Origin of the sequence: Paenibacillus sp. GYB003 (assembly GCF_036577625.1) — a bacterium.
Lineage (GTDB): Bacteria > Bacillota > Bacilli > Paenibacillales > NBRC-103111 > Paenibacillus_AB.
Genome location: NZ_JARBDC010000090.1, coordinates 26240 through 41113 on the forward strand (window position 1 = coordinate 26240; position 14874 = coordinate 41113).

The 14874-nt window shown below is 62.7% G+C and carries 13 protein-coding genes; all 13 read right to left on the reverse strand.

The window, feature by feature from the left end; genetic code table 11:
* Positions 1–23 precede the first annotated feature (23 nt).
* Positions 24–1934 (reverse strand): glycosyltransferase, encoded by a 1911-nt coding sequence (locus tag PV407_RS28925; protein ID WP_332093486.1) that lies wholly within the window; start codon positions 1932–1934, stop codon positions 24–26.
* A complete protein-coding gene (locus tag PV407_RS28930) occupies positions 1931–3031 on the reverse strand; it encodes a glycosyltransferase family 2 protein (RefSeq protein WP_332093487.1) in 1101 nt (366 codons plus the stop codon). The genes PV407_RS28925 and PV407_RS28930 overlap by 4 nt, the downstream gene beginning before the upstream one ends.
* Entirely contained in the window at positions 3028–3732 is a 705-nt protein-coding gene (locus tag PV407_RS28935) for a hypothetical protein (protein WP_332093488.1), read from the reverse strand. Before PV407_RS28935 ends, PV407_RS28930 begins: the two co-directional genes overlap by 4 nt.
* A 5-nt stretch (positions 3733–3737) precedes the next feature.
* The gene (locus tag PV407_RS28940; RefSeq protein WP_332093489.1) at positions 3738–4442 is read right to left on the reverse strand and encodes a glycosyltransferase; all 705 of its coding nucleotides are present in this window, start codon (positions 4440–4442) and stop codon (positions 3738–3740) included.
* A gap of 724 nt (positions 4443–5166) precedes the next feature.
* A complete protein-coding gene (locus tag PV407_RS28945; RefSeq protein ID WP_332093490.1) occupies positions 5167–5709 on the reverse strand; it encodes a hypothetical protein in 543 nt (180 codons plus the stop codon).
* A 160-nt stretch (positions 5710–5869) separates the two neighbouring features.
* Complete coding sequence (locus PV407_RS28950) at positions 5870–7330, reverse strand: DEAD/DEAH box helicase (protein ID WP_332093491.1); 1461 nt, start codon at positions 7328–7330, stop codon at positions 5870–5872.
* A 343-nt stretch (positions 7331–7673) separates the two neighbouring features.
* Complete coding sequence (locus PV407_RS28955) at positions 7674–8315, reverse strand: hypothetical protein (protein ID WP_332093492.1); 642 nt, start codon at positions 8313–8315, stop codon at positions 7674–7676.
* A gap of 332 nt (positions 8316–8647) precedes the next feature.
* Positions 8648–9499 carry a sugar phosphate isomerase/epimerase family protein gene (locus PV407_RS28960; RefSeq protein ID WP_332093493.1) on the reverse strand — a complete coding sequence of 284 codons (852 nt, stop codon included), beginning with the start codon at positions 9497–9499 and terminating at the stop codon, positions 8648–8650.
* Positions 9496–10695, reverse strand: a complete 1200-nt coding sequence (locus tag PV407_RS28965) for an N-acetylglucosamine-6-phosphate deacetylase (RefSeq protein WP_332093494.1) — start codon at positions 10693–10695, stop codon at positions 9496–9498. Before PV407_RS28965 ends, PV407_RS28960 begins: the two co-directional genes overlap by 4 nt.
* A 4-nt stretch (positions 10696–10699) precedes the next feature.
* Positions 10700–11473 carry a glucosamine-6-phosphate deaminase gene (locus tag PV407_RS28970; RefSeq protein ID WP_332093495.1) on the reverse strand — a complete coding sequence of 258 codons (774 nt, stop codon included), beginning with the start codon at positions 11471–11473 and terminating at the stop codon, positions 10700–10702.
* Position 11474: 1 nt separating this feature from the next.
* On the reverse strand, positions 11475–12770 hold the full coding sequence (locus PV407_RS28975) for a neutral/alkaline non-lysosomal ceramidase N-terminal domain-containing protein (protein WP_332093496.1): 1296 nt from the start codon (positions 12768–12770) through the stop codon (positions 11475–11477).
* The gene (locus PV407_RS28980) at positions 12767–13798 is read right to left on the reverse strand and encodes a Gfo/Idh/MocA family protein (RefSeq protein WP_332093497.1); all 1032 of its coding nucleotides are present in this window, start codon (positions 13796–13798) and stop codon (positions 12767–12769) included. Before PV407_RS28980 ends, PV407_RS28975 begins: the two co-directional genes overlap by 4 nt.
* A 19-nt stretch (positions 13799–13817) precedes the next feature.
* The gene (locus tag PV407_RS28985) at positions 13818–14687 is read right to left on the reverse strand and encodes a sugar phosphate isomerase/epimerase family protein (protein WP_332093498.1); all 870 of its coding nucleotides are present in this window, start codon (positions 14685–14687) and stop codon (positions 13818–13820) included.
* Positions 14688–14874: the final 187 nt, after the last annotated feature.

Below are 14874 nucleotides of genomic sequence, written 5' to 3' on the forward strand. Positions count from 1 at the left end.
ACCGCGAAAATGCCGGGTTTGCGTCATCCTTTCGCGGCGAACAGCCGGTCGAAATATTGTTTGTTGTACAGCATGCTCGGATGATTCGGATTCATCGAGAGCGCGATGTCGTTATGATGCTTCGCTTCCTCGTGCCGGCCCAGCCGGTCGAGGCAGACGCACAGCTGCAAATGGGGCAGCCACGTCCACGCCGCATGGTCGACGGGCCCCATCGACTTGCCGCTGCGGGTCAATCTGGTGGCGAGCTCGTACCAGTAAGCCGCCTTTTCCGGATCTCCGCAATCGAGGAAATAGGCGCCCAGCCGGCAGCAGCTTTCCGCGCGGGGTACGTCGTAGACGAACGTGCGAACGAGCGCTTCGAGCCGGCTTTCCCGCTCGCACAGATGGCCGTAGCAGTCGGCCAGCTTCAAGCAGGCCGCCACGTTGTCTTCGATCCAGCCGAGCCCCGACGCGAGAAACTCCTCGTACTGGACGGCCGCCTCTTCGTAAAACGAATGATCGCGCAGCTCGTTCGCGTAATAATACATATCGCGAGCCGTAAATGCCTCCCCGCGCTCCTTCCGCTTGCGGTAAATTTGCAAATTGCGGTCGGTGTACGTTTTGTTTTTGTTGTGCGTGATGGCGATTTCGCTGTGCAGCACGTTGCCGCCGACTTCCAAATATTCGTGGACGGCCCCGATCCAGCGGAACCCTTTTTCCCGTTTGACGAGCCGGTTGCGGCGCAAGCTGTGGGTCGCGTTTCCGTTTTCGTCCAGGACGAGATGGTAGTGCATCGACACGCTGTCGACCGACGGATCGAGCGTGCGCTTCAGCTCGGCCAGCAGCCGCCGGTCCTTCTCCCGGATCGTATCGTCGGCGTCAAGCCACAGAATGTACTGCTGCGTCGCCTTGGAAAAGGCGAAGTTGCGCGCGGCGGCGAAATCGTCGACCCATTCGAAGTCGTATACGACGGCGCCGAAAGAAGCGGCGATCTCTTTCGTCCGATCGTCGGAGCCCGTGTCGACGACGACGATTTCGTCGGCGATGCCGCGGACGCCGCTCAAGCAGTTCGGCAGCGCCTCTTCTTCGTTTTTGACGATCAGACAGACGCTGATCGTAATCGCCGGAGGCGCCTCGGCCGCCATTCCCGCAAGCCGCTTGAACGACTCAACCCCGGCCAAATCCGCCTCCCGGTATAGATGATAGGCCGGGTAATGCGTATCGACGAACAAATCGAATCCGAGCGCCTGGGCGCGAATGCAAAAATGCCGGTCCTCCCCCCAAAACGACAAATTTTTGATTTCCGCGAACCGGACCCCGGCTCGAATCGCCTTTCGGCTGATCAAGGTGCAGGCGCCGAGCCCCCCGACCTCGTACAGCCCCGGCACGCGCAGCATGGCGAGAAAATGTTTCGTCCGCGCCGCGCTCTCCTCGTCCGTCAACGTTTCGCCCCGCCGCTTCGCCGTCATCGTATACTCGTCGCGCAGCCATACTTGCGGCATTTCGATCGTATTCGGCTGCCATCTCGTCCAGAATATGTTCGAAACGATATCTTTGCCCGTTTCGATCAGCCGTTCCAGCGTCAACGGATGGAGCACGAGATCGGAATCGACGAGAAAAATATAGTCGTAGCCGCGCTCCAGCGCATGCCGGAGCATCCGATCCTTCATGTCGGCCACTTTCCAGATCAGCTCTTCCTTCCAATAATGCGTATATTCGTCACGGCTGTACGACGCGGACGTTTCGCGGTCGGACCGCAGCACGATCGTTCCCGGCCGGCTTTCCCGGAAGGCGTGCAGCAGGTCGCGGGACGCTTCGTCTTCGTTGTCGTCGTAAAACAAATAGCCGACGTTCGCGTTCGTTCGCTTCAGCTCGCCCAGCGAATCGAGAAACGGCCGCAAAATGCTCGGCCGCTGGTGGACGGGACTCGCTATGAGCACCCGCTTCTTCCTCATGCCGATCCCTCCCCGATCATCGGTCCCCGCTTCGCGATCCGTTCGAAATAAGCTTTGTTGTGCAGCACGCCGGGATGATTCGGAACGTACGAAGCGGCGATCTCGTTATGCTCCCGCGCTTTTTCCGTATTCCCGAGCCGATCGTGGCATAAGCAAAGCTGGAGATGCGGCAGCCACGTCCAGGCCTCATGCTCGACCATGCCGGCGATTCCGTCGGGCTTGCCGAGACGGGTCGCCTCCGTATACCAAAATACCGCCTGCTCGAGCCGGTTGTCCGCCAGGAAAAGAGCGCCGGCCCTGCAGCACATTTCGGCGCGCGGACGCCCGTACAGAAGCGAGCGCAGCAACGAGCGAAGCTGGCTTTGGCGATCGTTCAACCGGCCGAAGCAGTCGGCCATCTTCAGACAGGCGGCGATGCAGTCCTCGCTCCAGCCTTGTTTGGTGGCGAGAAAGCGTTCGTAATATTGGATCGCTTCGGCGAAATAGCCGTTGTCTTTCCACTCGTTGGCGAAGTAGTACAAATCTCTGGCGTCGAACTGTTCTCCCCGTTCCGCCCGCTTCCGGTAAATGCGCAAATTCCGGTCGGTATGCGCCTTTTCTTTTTTGTGCGTCACGGCGATATCGCTGTACACGATGTTTCCGGCGACGACGAGCAGCTCGTGAACCGGCTTTTCCCAGCGAAACCCGCGGTCGCGCCGGACGAGCCGGTTGCGGCGCAGGCTGGAGAGCGCTTCGCCTTTGGCGTTCACGCTTAAATGATAATGCATCATGACGCTGTCCGTAGACGGGTCGAGCGTCTCCTTCAGCCGGATGAACTTTTCCCGGTCCGCCTGCTCGAATACGTCGTCCGCATCGAGCCATAAAATGTAGTCCTTCGTCGCCTGCGCAAACGAAAAGTTGCGCGCCGCCGCGAAATCGTCGACCCACTCGAAATCGAAAATGCGGTCGGTGAACGCCGCCGCGATCCGCTTCGTCTCGTCGGTCGATCCGGTGTCGACGATTACGATTTCGTCGGCGATGCCCTGCACCGATTCCAGGCAGCGGGCCAGCACGTCCGCTTCGTTTTTCACTATCATGCATAAACTGACCGTGATCAACCGTCGCTCCCTCCTTGAACGGCTCCTTCCAGCTTGACGAGCGCCCAGCGCTTCTCGCCGACGATGTCCCGGTACAGCTCGCTGTAACGAAACACGCGTCCCAGATCGGCCAAAAACGGATAATGGTCGAAGTCGTCGATCAGCACGAGCGCGTCCGGCTTCAGCTTCCCGCCAAACAGCGGATAGGCGAGCGAGCGGCCGTTTCCGTGCGGACCGTCGACGATGAGGACATCCGCCGACCGTTCGGCCAGCGGCAGATCGACGCGGTCGTAAAACGCGTTCCGGATCGTGTAATGATAGTAGCTCTCGCGCGGCACGTCCGTTCCGATCGTCGGCCATACGCCGGCGGCGGCGACGGGGTCCGCGAAGAGCCGTTCCCGATCGTGATCCGTAATTTGCTTCAGACCCGCCCGAAGCACCGTTATCGTTTCCGCCGCGTGCACGAGCGAGGCCAGTTCGTCCGCCTGCGCGGGATCGTGCAGCAGCGTGACGACGTTTGCGTTCAGGAGGCCGAGCTCGCCGAGCGCCCGCCAAACGAACGTAGACCGTCCGCCGCCCAGCTCCAATACGGTAACCGGCCCGTCGCCTGGCCCGATACGTCGGCACAGGTGGACGATAGCGCCGCGGTCGAGCTCCGGCCCGTACCTCCAGCTCACTTGCTCCGAGCGTTCCAGCGCCCGCTCGATGTCGCGTACAAGCATCGTTTTTACTCCTCCCACGGAACAAGATTGGGCTGCCGATCCAGAATGGAGTCGTACTGCTCCTTCCAGCCGTAACGGGCATCGGGATCGAGCGCCATATATCGCTCGTATTTCTTCTGCCGATCGATCGGATCGGCCCAGCCGTAATGCTTGATTCGCGCCGGATGGCACAAATACGAGAACGATCGGATCGTCACCGGGAAGCGGCCGCAATGCTGCGGCGTTTCGTTCCATTCGTACTCCACGCCGGGCTTGTAGCGGATCATGAAAGGGCGGTACAGGTGATGGGCCTTCCAATACAAATCTTCGCGGTAATGCGTCTCGCTCCACATGTCGTACAGCCGGAAGTAGATCGCGTCGTGGACGCCGCTCATAATGTCGCCTACTTGCCCGGCGAAGCCGGACTCGAATATTTCGTCGCCGTCCAAATTCACGATCCATTCCGGACCGGTGCTCACCGTTTCGTCCCATTGCTGCTTGCGCAGGACGACTTCGTTCGCGAAGCGGGATTCGCGGTTGCGGACAAGCCGCAGCGGAATGCCGGCGAGCGCCTCCTCGCAAATGTCCGCCGTATCGTCCGTGCTGCCGTCGTCGATGATGACCGCTTCGTCGATCCAGGCGCGGTGCGCCTCCAAGGCGCGGCGCAAATAGCGTCCGCTTTCGTTTTTGACGACCATGGAGAGCGTCAGCTTGCCGTTTCGTTTACCCATGACGGCCGTCAGCTCCTTTATCCAAAATGCGGTTCTCCGCCCGGTGGCCGGCGCCGGCATGCGGGCCGCTTGCGGACGACGATCGAATCGTCCAACTTATCATATGCCGCTTGGCGCTTGCGCGGCCCCTGCCGATACCCCCGGCTTATGACCCAAAATCGAAGAAGAACCGTCCGGAAGTACCGGACGGTTCTTTTGATGTGCAAACCGATTCGCCCTCGCGCGTGGTAAGAGAATGGGGATTAGGCTCCGGCCGCCGGTTGAATTGGCGATGTCTGTCGACGCTTAGCGGGAACGCATGACTTCGAATGCGACCCGTGAACGTTTCGCCTCAGCCTCCATTCCCTGTTGAGCTCCCGAGAGCTGTTTTCGACTTCCGTTGCTTCTTCCGTTTTTCGGACATGCGGCTAACGAACCTAGCAATCGCTATCGGAGCCGAAACTTTTTGCCGATTCGGCGCCGTTTGAACCGGAGCTCTTCCCGGCATTTCGAAACGGCGCCACCAGGAGAGCGAGCGAACGGGAGGTTTTCCCGTTCGTTCGATTCCGGCGGCCCGCCGGACGTGGAAACGAAGGTACTTGCGGGATTATCGAAAAAACCTTTCAATCCGCCATATGGCGTAATTGAAAGGTTTTTTCGGATTCGGCTTCGGGGGCTGCCGGGAGCCGCTGCCCGGCCGGATTTACGGCGTGTTTCGCGCCGGTCGCATCCGTATGCCGCGCGGTCAGGAAAGCTTCAGCGAAACGACGATTTGCCGAGGCTCGAAGCGAATATCCCGTATGCCGATCGGCGGCGGGAGCGATTCGTCCACGCGAACGACGATCGGCTCGAGCGGAAGCCAGGAAGCGGGAATCCGCAGGCTGCGGATGCGCGTTTCCTCCGGGCGGACGATCAAGTTCGGCGGCTTCCATTCAAGTGCGAAATCGACGGCGGCGCCGACTTCGACGCGCCCGGCCGCCTTCACGTTGACGTAAGCGGTCACCCGGTTCGCCCGCTGTTCGAAACGGGCGCCCTCGATCGTAACGTCCGGCCGCACCTGCGCCCGCTTCGCCAGCTCTTTTTTCAATATATCGTTCAGTTCTTTCTCGCTGATCGTTAGCTCCGGCTTGCGCACCTTTACCATGTCGACCACCTTTTGCGCGACGGAAACGGGCTCGTAAGCGAGGTCGAGCCGTTCCGAGGGACGGGCGTACCAGAGCGCCGCGCCGCAGGCGAGTACGACCGCCAGCAGCAGCGCGGCAACGACGTACAACGTTTTTCGAATCAAGGCCGCTTCTCTCCCATGTACGCGAAAGCGAGCGCCAAATACCGCGTCCTTCCGCTTTATTCGTTCCGGCTCAGCTCTTGTTCGCACTTGCCCGGTGTCGGTACCGCTTGCGTTCTCGCTTGTGTTCTCGCTCGCCGTTCGTTTGCCGTACGAGCCGTCTTTAGCTGTTCGGATCCCGGTTTTGCTTCTCCTTCAGCCAGCGCGGAGCGCCTTTATTTTTGCGGTCCGCCGCCCGCTCGCTCGCCTTCTTCCGCTGCGCCGTCTCCGGATGGGACGGAGCGTTCTCCCGCTCGTTGCGGATGCTCGCCGCTCCCATCGTCCGGAACCCGCCGGTCCGGGCGAGCAGCGGCCGCCGATCCGCCGCGCTTCCCGCTCCCGGCTTGCCGCCCGCTTCGGCACGCGCCGGCTTGTCCGCCTGACGCGCACTTGCTTCCCGGCCGCCGTTATCCCGGCCGCCCGCTCCTCGCGCCGGTCCGCCGCGCACTTCGTGCGGCTCGACCACTTGACCTTTGTACATCGCCTTGCGATGGACGGCGATTCCGAGCTGCTTCTCGAATTTGCGGATAATGAACATTTCCTGCTCCGTCACGATCGACACGGACCATCCGCTTCGTCCCATCCGTCCCGTCCGGCCGGCGCGGTGCACGTAATGATCGGCGTCCAGCGCCGGCTGCAGGTGAAAGACGTGCGTCAGCCCTTCGATATCGAGCCCCCGGGCGGCGACGTCGGTCGCGACGAGCGTTTGCAGCTTGCCGGAGCGAAAACGGCCGAGCAGCGTCGTCCGCTCCTGCTTCGGGGCGTCACCGTACAGCGCCTCTGCCGATAATCCGGCATGCCGCAGCTTGGAGGCGACTTCGGCGATCGCGTCCAGCTCGTTCACGAACACGAGCGCCGACTTCGGATCGTACAGCCGGACGAGCCGGCGAAGCGTGTCGAGCTTGTCCCGCTCCTCGCAGACGAAGACGAGATGCTCGATGCCGCCCGCCGTCCGGCTGCCGGGATCGACTTCGATTTCCCGCGGCTCCCGCATCCACCGTCCGGCCAGCCGCCGAACGTCGGGCGTCAGCGTCGCCGAGAAAAACAGCAGCTGCCGGTCGCGCAGCGCGCTTTCGATGATGCCCTCGGCCTCTTTGGCGGCGCCGAGCGCGAACATTTGATCGGCCTCGTCGATGACGATCGTGCGGACGCGGTGCATTTTCAGCTTGCGCATGCCCAGCAGTTCGGCGATCCGCCCCGGCGTGCCGACGACGATATGCGGGTGCAGCTTCAGCCGTTCGACTTGCCGGCTAAGCGCCGCGCCGCCGATGAGCGCCTGGCCGCGAATGCCCGAAGCCGCGCCGAGCTTTTCGATCTCGGCGGCAACCTGCACGCCGAGCTCGCGGGTCGGCGTCAGTACGACTGCCTGCAGCTCCTTCGCGGCGGGGTCGATTTTTTCCATGATCGGCAGCAGGTAGGCGATCGTTTTGCCCGTGCCGGTTTGCGACTGCGCCAGCAGGTCGCCTCCCGCCAGGACGGCGGGAATCGCTTCCTCCTGTATCTTCGACGGCTCGACGATGCCGTGGCGGGCCAACGCTTCGGCAAGCGCCGAGCCGATTCCAAGCGATTCGAAAGTTGCTTTCACCTTAGAGAGTCCCCTCGTTTCGTACGTTTCATTGGTAAAACTATACCATATCGGCGGCCGCGTATAAAATCGCCTGCCGGAACGCGGCCTCTCCTCCTCCCCTACATCGGACGGCGGACCGTACTCGGCGGGCGGTATTTCAAGCCATTCGCCGCGAAAATCGGCCGCGGCTCGTCAATAAGAGCCCCGAACGTCCGCTCATTTGCCGACCGCGCCGCCGCGTAACGGATAGCGGTCTCGAACGTCCGCTATTTTGCCGCAGGCGTACGAAAATATCCGCGATGATGCAAAAAGTCTCCGTCCCCCATTCGGCAATGGGTCCGGAGACATTCCGCGAAAACCGTCACGCGCGCGGCTGTGCCGCCATGCCTTGCAGCCGGAGCAGCACCGAGCGCTTATCGCCGATCACTTCCCGATACAGCTCCTCGAACCGGAACACGCGCTCCAGGTCGTCCAGAAACGGATAATGGTCGAAATCGTCCACCAGCACCAAAGCATCCGGCTTCAACTGCCGGCACAGCAGCGGGAAAGCGAGAGAGCGGCCATTGCCGTGAGGACCGTCCACGATGAGGGCGTCGATCGATTCCTCGGGCAAACCGAGCCGGTCGGCTTCGCCGTAAAAGGTGTTGCGGATCGTAAACCGGCCGTAATCCGATTCCGGCACGGGAGTGCCGACGGAGCTCCATGCGGATGCCGCTTCCGGCGGATTTCCGAACAAACGCCGCCATTCGTCGTCCGTAATTTGCTTCAGCGTCTGCGGCACAACCCGGATTCTCGCCTCCCCGGCGACTCGCCGTCCCAGCTCCGCGGCCCATTCCACATGGTGTTCCAACGTGGTCACTTCCGCGTCGAGCAAGCCGTTCCCGAGCAGCGTCCGCCAAAACAGCGTCGACTGGCCGCCCCCGAGCTCCAGCAGCCGGACGGGACCGGCGGCTATACCGAGTCTTCGGCACAGCTGCGCGAGCGAAGTTTTCGTAAGCGCCATCGGCCCGAACCCCCATCCCGACTGTTCGGAAAGCGTCAGCCCGATCTCAATATGTTTCGTCCGAATCGAAATCACCCTCCCGCCGCTTCGGCTAACTTAAAAGGCTCACTCCACATTATGTTCGATTCGGTCGAACATTTCGGGCTATTCGGGCGATTCCGGACGAAAATGAAAAACGGGAATACGTCTGCCGGCAGTCGCCCGACCGTACGATACGGCCGTTCGTCCGCCGGCGGCGCTTCCCGCCCGGCCTTGCTCTTTCCAGCCCTTAGCCCTTCAGCCCTTCAGCCCTTCAGCTTTCCAGCTCTCCGGCGTCGATGGCTGCCGCCCCGTCAAGCGATGCCGAGCATCTGCTTCACTTTCGCGAGATCGTGCGCCAGACGCTCGTACGCCGGAAACGGCGCGTGGCATTCCAGCGTAATCCAGCCGGAATAGCCCGTTTCCTTCAGCGCGTCGAACAGCGGCTGATGATCGGCCTCGCCTTCGCCGAGCCGGGTTTGCAAAAACTTCTCGTCCCCGTGCTTCGTCCGGTTGACGAACGTGCCCGGCGCGCCGACTTCCGCGACGCGCTTCTCGTCCTTCACGTGAACGTGGAACATCCGTTTCCCGAGCGCGATGACGGAATCGCGGCCGTAGTCCGTGTCGGTGATGTACATGTTGCCCGCGTCGTGAATGAGGCCGACGTTGCTTGCGCCGACCATGTCCAGCAGCCGCAGCCCGGACTCCGCCGTTTCGACGAGCGAAACGTTGTGGATTTCCAGCACGATGCTCTTGCCGTGCTCGGCCGCGAGCGCCGCGCATTTCCGCAGCCAATGGGCCGCCTTCGCGTAATGGTAGTCGTGCGCCAGGAAGGCGTTCGGTCCGCCGGAGCCGACGCGAATCATGTCCGCGCCGAGCGTTCCGGCCGCTTCCAGAATGCGCTGGAAATCGGCGAACGCCTGCTCGCACTCTTTGTCGCTAGCGGTCGAGAAGCCTCCCATATAGCCGGCGATCACCGGAATTTCCAGACCGAGTCCGTCCGCGACGGAGCGGATTTCCTTGATTCGCGCCGCACTCGTCGTGCCCGACAAATGCGGCTCCCGCGCCGCGATTTCAATGCCGTCGAAGCCGAGCTGCTTCGTCAGCCGCAGCGCCTCCTGGATGCTGTGGTCGATCAAAACGCCGCTGAATGCCGCCAGTTTCATATCCGTTTTTCCTCCAGTTCGTAGACGAGCTCTCCGTCCTTGTACGTCTCCAGCACGCGAATCCGGTCGCCGCTGCGCTCGAACCGCACGATGTCGGCCGGCGCGCCGGCCGTCAATCCGTCGCCCGCGGGCAGCTTCATGAAGCGGGCCGGACGCACCGAGGACATCTCCCACGCGTCCGTCAAGTCGGCGAGGCCGCTGCGCAGCACGTGCTCGATTCCCCACAGCAGCATTTGCGCCGAGCCCGCCAAAATTTTCGGATTGCCGGCGAGCGACAGCCGCCCTTCCTCGGTGAGCACGACTTTGCCGCCGACGTGCGTCTCGTATTCGCCCGGCGGCATGCCGCACAAATAGACGGCGTCGCTGACCATCATCGCCTGCGCGCCTTTCGTCCGGAAGACGACCTTGAGCACCGATTCCGGCAAATGAAACCCGTCGGCGATGACGCACGACCATAGGTCGTCCTGCGCCAGCTGCTCCCAAATGTAGTTCGGATGGCGCGGCAGCGTCAGATGCGCGCCGTTGCCCAGATGCGTGGACATGCGGGCGCCGGCCCGCACCGCCTCGCGAATTTGCTCCGGCGTCGCCGCCGTATGGCCGATCGACACCGTCACCCCGCTCGCGGCGCATTTCGCGATAAATTCCGCGCTGTTCGGCCATTCCGGCGACAGCGTCAAAATGCGGATGCGTCCGCCGGCGGCGCGCTGCCACCGCTCGAACAGCTCCCAATCCGGCGCGCGGACGAACTCCAAGCCGTGCGCTCCTCTCGCCCCGTCCTCCGGCGAGATGAACGGGCCTTCGACGTGAATGCCGGCGATCGACCGGTTCGTCCGGGCATCGCGGTCGCACGCGCCGGCGATGATGCCGACCGCTTCCTCGATCGCTTCCGGCGAGTTCGTGATGACCGTCGGATAGTACGACGTCACGCCTTCGCTCCACAGCGCGCGGCTCGCCCTGACGACCGTATCGGCCGTAAACGGCAGCGTGTTGAAGTCGTCCCCCGCATAGCCGTTGATCTGCAAATCGACCAGCCCCGGGGCGATCCACGGCAGCTTGTCGGTCGGCGCGTAGTCGAGCGCCTCCAGCTCGGCGATGACGCCGTCGCGCACGAGGACGCGCACCGGCTTGCCGGTCGCATAATGAATGCCTTCCAGCATCGAAAAACCGCTTCCGTCTCCGATTCCGTTTGCGCTCATCCCGTCACGCTCCATACGAATCGCGGTCCACGTACAGCGTGCAGTTCGGGTGATTGCGCAGGATGGTGGACGGGCATTCCGTCGAAACGGGGCCGTTCAGCGTGCGGCGCACCGCCGCGCGCTTCGTCGGGCCGGGCACCATGCAGTACAAATACGAGCCCGACAGCAGCGTCGGAATCGTCAGCGTAAGCGCATGGGTCGGCACGTCCTCGAACGCGGGGAAGCAGCCGTCGTTCACCTGCTGCTGGCGGCATTCGTCGTCCAGCTCGACCGGCTTGATCGTAAGCGGGTCGTTGAAGTCGGCGACCGGCGGATCGTTGAACGCGATATGGCCGTTTTCGCCGATGCCGAGGCAGACGATATCGATCGGCGCCTCGCGCAGCAAGTCGCCGTACCGCTTGCATTCCGCCTCGATCGAACTGGAGCTGTCGATCAGATGGACCGTCCCGGGCTTCACTTTGTCGAACAGCCGCTCGCTCAAAAAACGGCTGAACTTTTGCGGAGCGTCGCTCGGCAGCCCGATATATTCGTCCATATGGAACGCGGTGATCTTCGACCAATCGATGTCCGGATCGGCCGCGAGCGTCTCCAAAAATTCGTTTTGCGACGGCGCCGCCGCGAAAATCATCCGAATGGCGCCTTTCGAGCCGAGCAGCTCCTTGATTTTCGCCGCGGCCGCGCGGCCGGCGGACGTGCCCAAATCGCCGCGGTTCGCGTATACGTTCACTTTCAGCCGATCTACCGACTCCGCCTTGACAGGCTGTGGTTGCAAACTCATGTCACTCTTCCTTTCCGATCAATTCGTCGATCGCGCTTTTGATGACGTTCTCGATTTCCGGCGCGAACGCCGCCGGCAGGGCGAAGTACACGCCGGAATCCTTGCCTTCGTAGCCGCCTTCCTCGATTTGCGCGGCGGTCGGGACGTACCCGATCATGCCGTTGCTGTATCCCATCGGCAGCGTCCGCCCGCCGGTCCGCCGTTTGATGTATTCGCCGTATTCCAGCACGATTTCCCCGTCCATCGCCAGAAAGGACAAATCGCCCGACAGCCGCAGCAGCGTCAGCTCGAGCGGGATGCTCGGCCGCAGCCTGTTCGGGTCGCCCAGCAGCTTCCGGCCCCACTGGGCGGAGACGCCGCCCTCGGCGACGCTCGCCTCGAGCCGCTCCTTCGTCGGCAGCTCTTGGAACGGCAGCTGCGCGACGGCCCGTCTGCCGGCTTCGAGCGCCGGGGCGATCTCCTCCATCGGTCCGGCCAGCACGCGCTCGACTTCGTCCGCGAGCGTCCGGCCGAGCCGCGCGACGTCCTCCTCGGTGCCCGAGTAAAACTTCCCGTCGCGATGCAGCGCCGGGCGCACGTTGCCGGTGCAGCCCTGCAGAAACGAGACGACGGCTCCGCAGCCGATCGTCGCCTCCAGCCGTTCCGCGGCGACGCCCGGATATTCCGACGTGACGTAATTCGAATTCGTCGTCGTCGGATGACACGCATAATGAAGGAACACGGCCTTCGTGGAGCCGTCCTCCTTGCGGAACCGGACGACGTTCACGTCCGGATCGAGCGGGCCTTCCGGATTCGGCGCCATCGTCATCCGCCCGCCGACCAGCTTGCGCCGGTTGACGCCGACGACGCATTCGCCTTTGCCGCGCCATACCGTAACCGGCTCGAGCCGCGCGACCGCTTGTTCGACGCCGCGAAGCAGCGCCTCGTCCAGCTCCCGCAAGTAGTCCTCGTCCGGCAAGCCGAGTACGTCGCAAAACAGCGTGCTCGTCTGCGGACCGCCGTGCGTATGCTGGGCGCTCAAAATGACGTCGGCGGGCCCGATGCCGAAGCGCGACCCGAGCTCGGACCGGATGCGCTCCATCCGTTCGCTGCCCCACCAGATGATGTCGCCCTGCGCGATCAGGAGGCGGCGCGTACTCCCGCCGCTCTCCTGCTCGAAAACGTTCACTCTCGCGAACAGCCGGCGGTTGACGCCGAGATACGGCCCGCTCCGGTTGCCAAACCCGGCAAGCGGAATCGGCCTCGCCGGCGTGATGTCGATCTTGGCGGTGCCGAGCAGAAGCGCGCCCCTGCTCATTCGGACACCTCTTCCAGCTTCACCGGAACGCCCTTCGCCGACGAGTCGTAGATCGCTTCGACGAGCTGGACGGCGCGCAGGCCGTCGATGCCCTTCAAATACAGTTCGTCGCCGTTTTCGATCGAGGCGATCACGTTTTCCATCTGCACGCGGTGGTTCACATGGGAAATGCTGCGCGGGTCGGAGACGCCGCCGTAATTCGTGTTGCCGCCCAGATCGGGCGGCTCGATTCCCGGCACCGTCCAATGCGCGATCGCGGACCCTTCGAGCTTGATCGTCCCCTTCTCCCCGTACAGGTTCAAGGCGGCCGCGAAGCCGGGCTGAATGCTCGTCGACGCCATGATCGTGCCGAACGCGCCGTTTTTGAACGTCAGCAGCGCCAGCCCGATATCCTCCGCCTCCATCCGGTGCGTCTGGGTAGCCGTTTTCCCGTACACGGTGTCGACAAGGCCGCCGAACCAGAGCAGCAGGTCGATCGAATGGATGCCCTGGTTCATCAGGGCCCCGCCGTCCTGCGCGATCGTTCCGCGCCACTCGGCGCTGTCGTAATACGATTGGGCGCGGTAAAACGGCAGCGATACTTCGACGAGCAGCAGCTTGCCGAGCGCTCCGCTGTCGAGTACGTTGCGCACCGCGACGTGCTGCGCTTCGAACCGGCGCTGCGAGATGACGGACAGCGTCACGCCGTTCTTCTTCGCCGCCCGGATCAGCTCCAGCGAATCCTTCGTATTCATCGCGATCGGCTTCTCGACGATCAGATGCTTGCCCGCGTTCAGCACGTCGAGACCGATCGGCGCGTGGCTGCCGCTCGAGGTCGTGACGCATACGATGTCGATGTCCGGGTTCGCCAGCAGCTGTTTGTAATCGGTCACGTAACCGCAATTTTCTTTCTCGGCGAACGCCTTCGCCCGTTCCTCCGTCCGGTTGGCGACGGCGACAAGCTTGCCGCGCTCAAGCTCCTTGATCGCGGCGGCGTGAAAATCCGCGATCGAGCCGGTGCCGATAATGCCGAATCCCCAAGTTTTCACTCTCGTCTACCTCCCCGTATCAATTCGACGGAAACGCTTCGCGCACGAGCACGCGGAAGGCGTCCAGCGTCATGCGCGAGCCCGCTTCCTTCGAGCCGCCCTCCGGCTTGTAGTGCGTCTCGATCGTGAACAGCCCTTCGTAGCCGTCGTCCCGCAGCGCCTGCAACTGGGCGATGAACGGAACGTTGCCCGAGCCGACCGGCACGCATCGGGACGAGCCGTCCGGCAGCACGTAGGCGTCTTTTATGTGAACGTGTGCAAGAACGTCTTTAATGAACCCGTAGCCTTCCGGGAACGCCGGGCGTCCGCCGTACGCTTCGTTGCCGGGATCCCACAGCGCTTTCATCGCCGGCGAGCCGACGGCGCGCACGATGCGTCCCACTTCTTCGGCGAAGCCGCCGTTGCAGGCCGGCTCGTTTTCCTGGAGAAGCAGAATGCCTTCCCGCTCGGCGATCGCGGCCGCTTTCTTCAGATGCTCGACGATTTCGCCGAAATAGCGCTCCGGCTCCTTCTCGCGCCAAAACGAAAAGATGCGGATGTTCGTCGTGCCGAGCGCCTTCGCGATGGCGATCACGCGCTTCAGCTTCTCGTGATGCGCTTCCGCGCTTTCCTCCGCCTGGCCGAACACGTCGCCCGAAGCGACCGGCCGCGACGGATCGAGCGCGCATTTGTACAGCGGCGAAGCGATCGCCGATACCGAAAGCCCTCTCGCGTCGATTTGGGCGCGAACCGCCGCCACCTGCTCGTCGCTCATATTCGCGATATTGACGCCGTCCACGACACGCACCTCGATGTGCTTCAGCCCTTGCTCCTTGATCCAGTCGAGCGATTTTGCGAAATTGTCCGGATACACCTCATCCGTCAAAATGCCTAAACGATCCAATACCAAAACGGATTCTCCCCTTTCGACTCGGAACGGGAGTCTTGTCCGACGGCTCGCCACGGGCCCAATTCGATTCAACTCGGGACGGAGGGAAGAGAGCAATCCCTCGACCGAATCCGGAAACGAATAAACATTGGCCCGGAAGGCGGCATCGGCCAAAGTCCCGGCCGGATTTCACCCCATTATAACTATA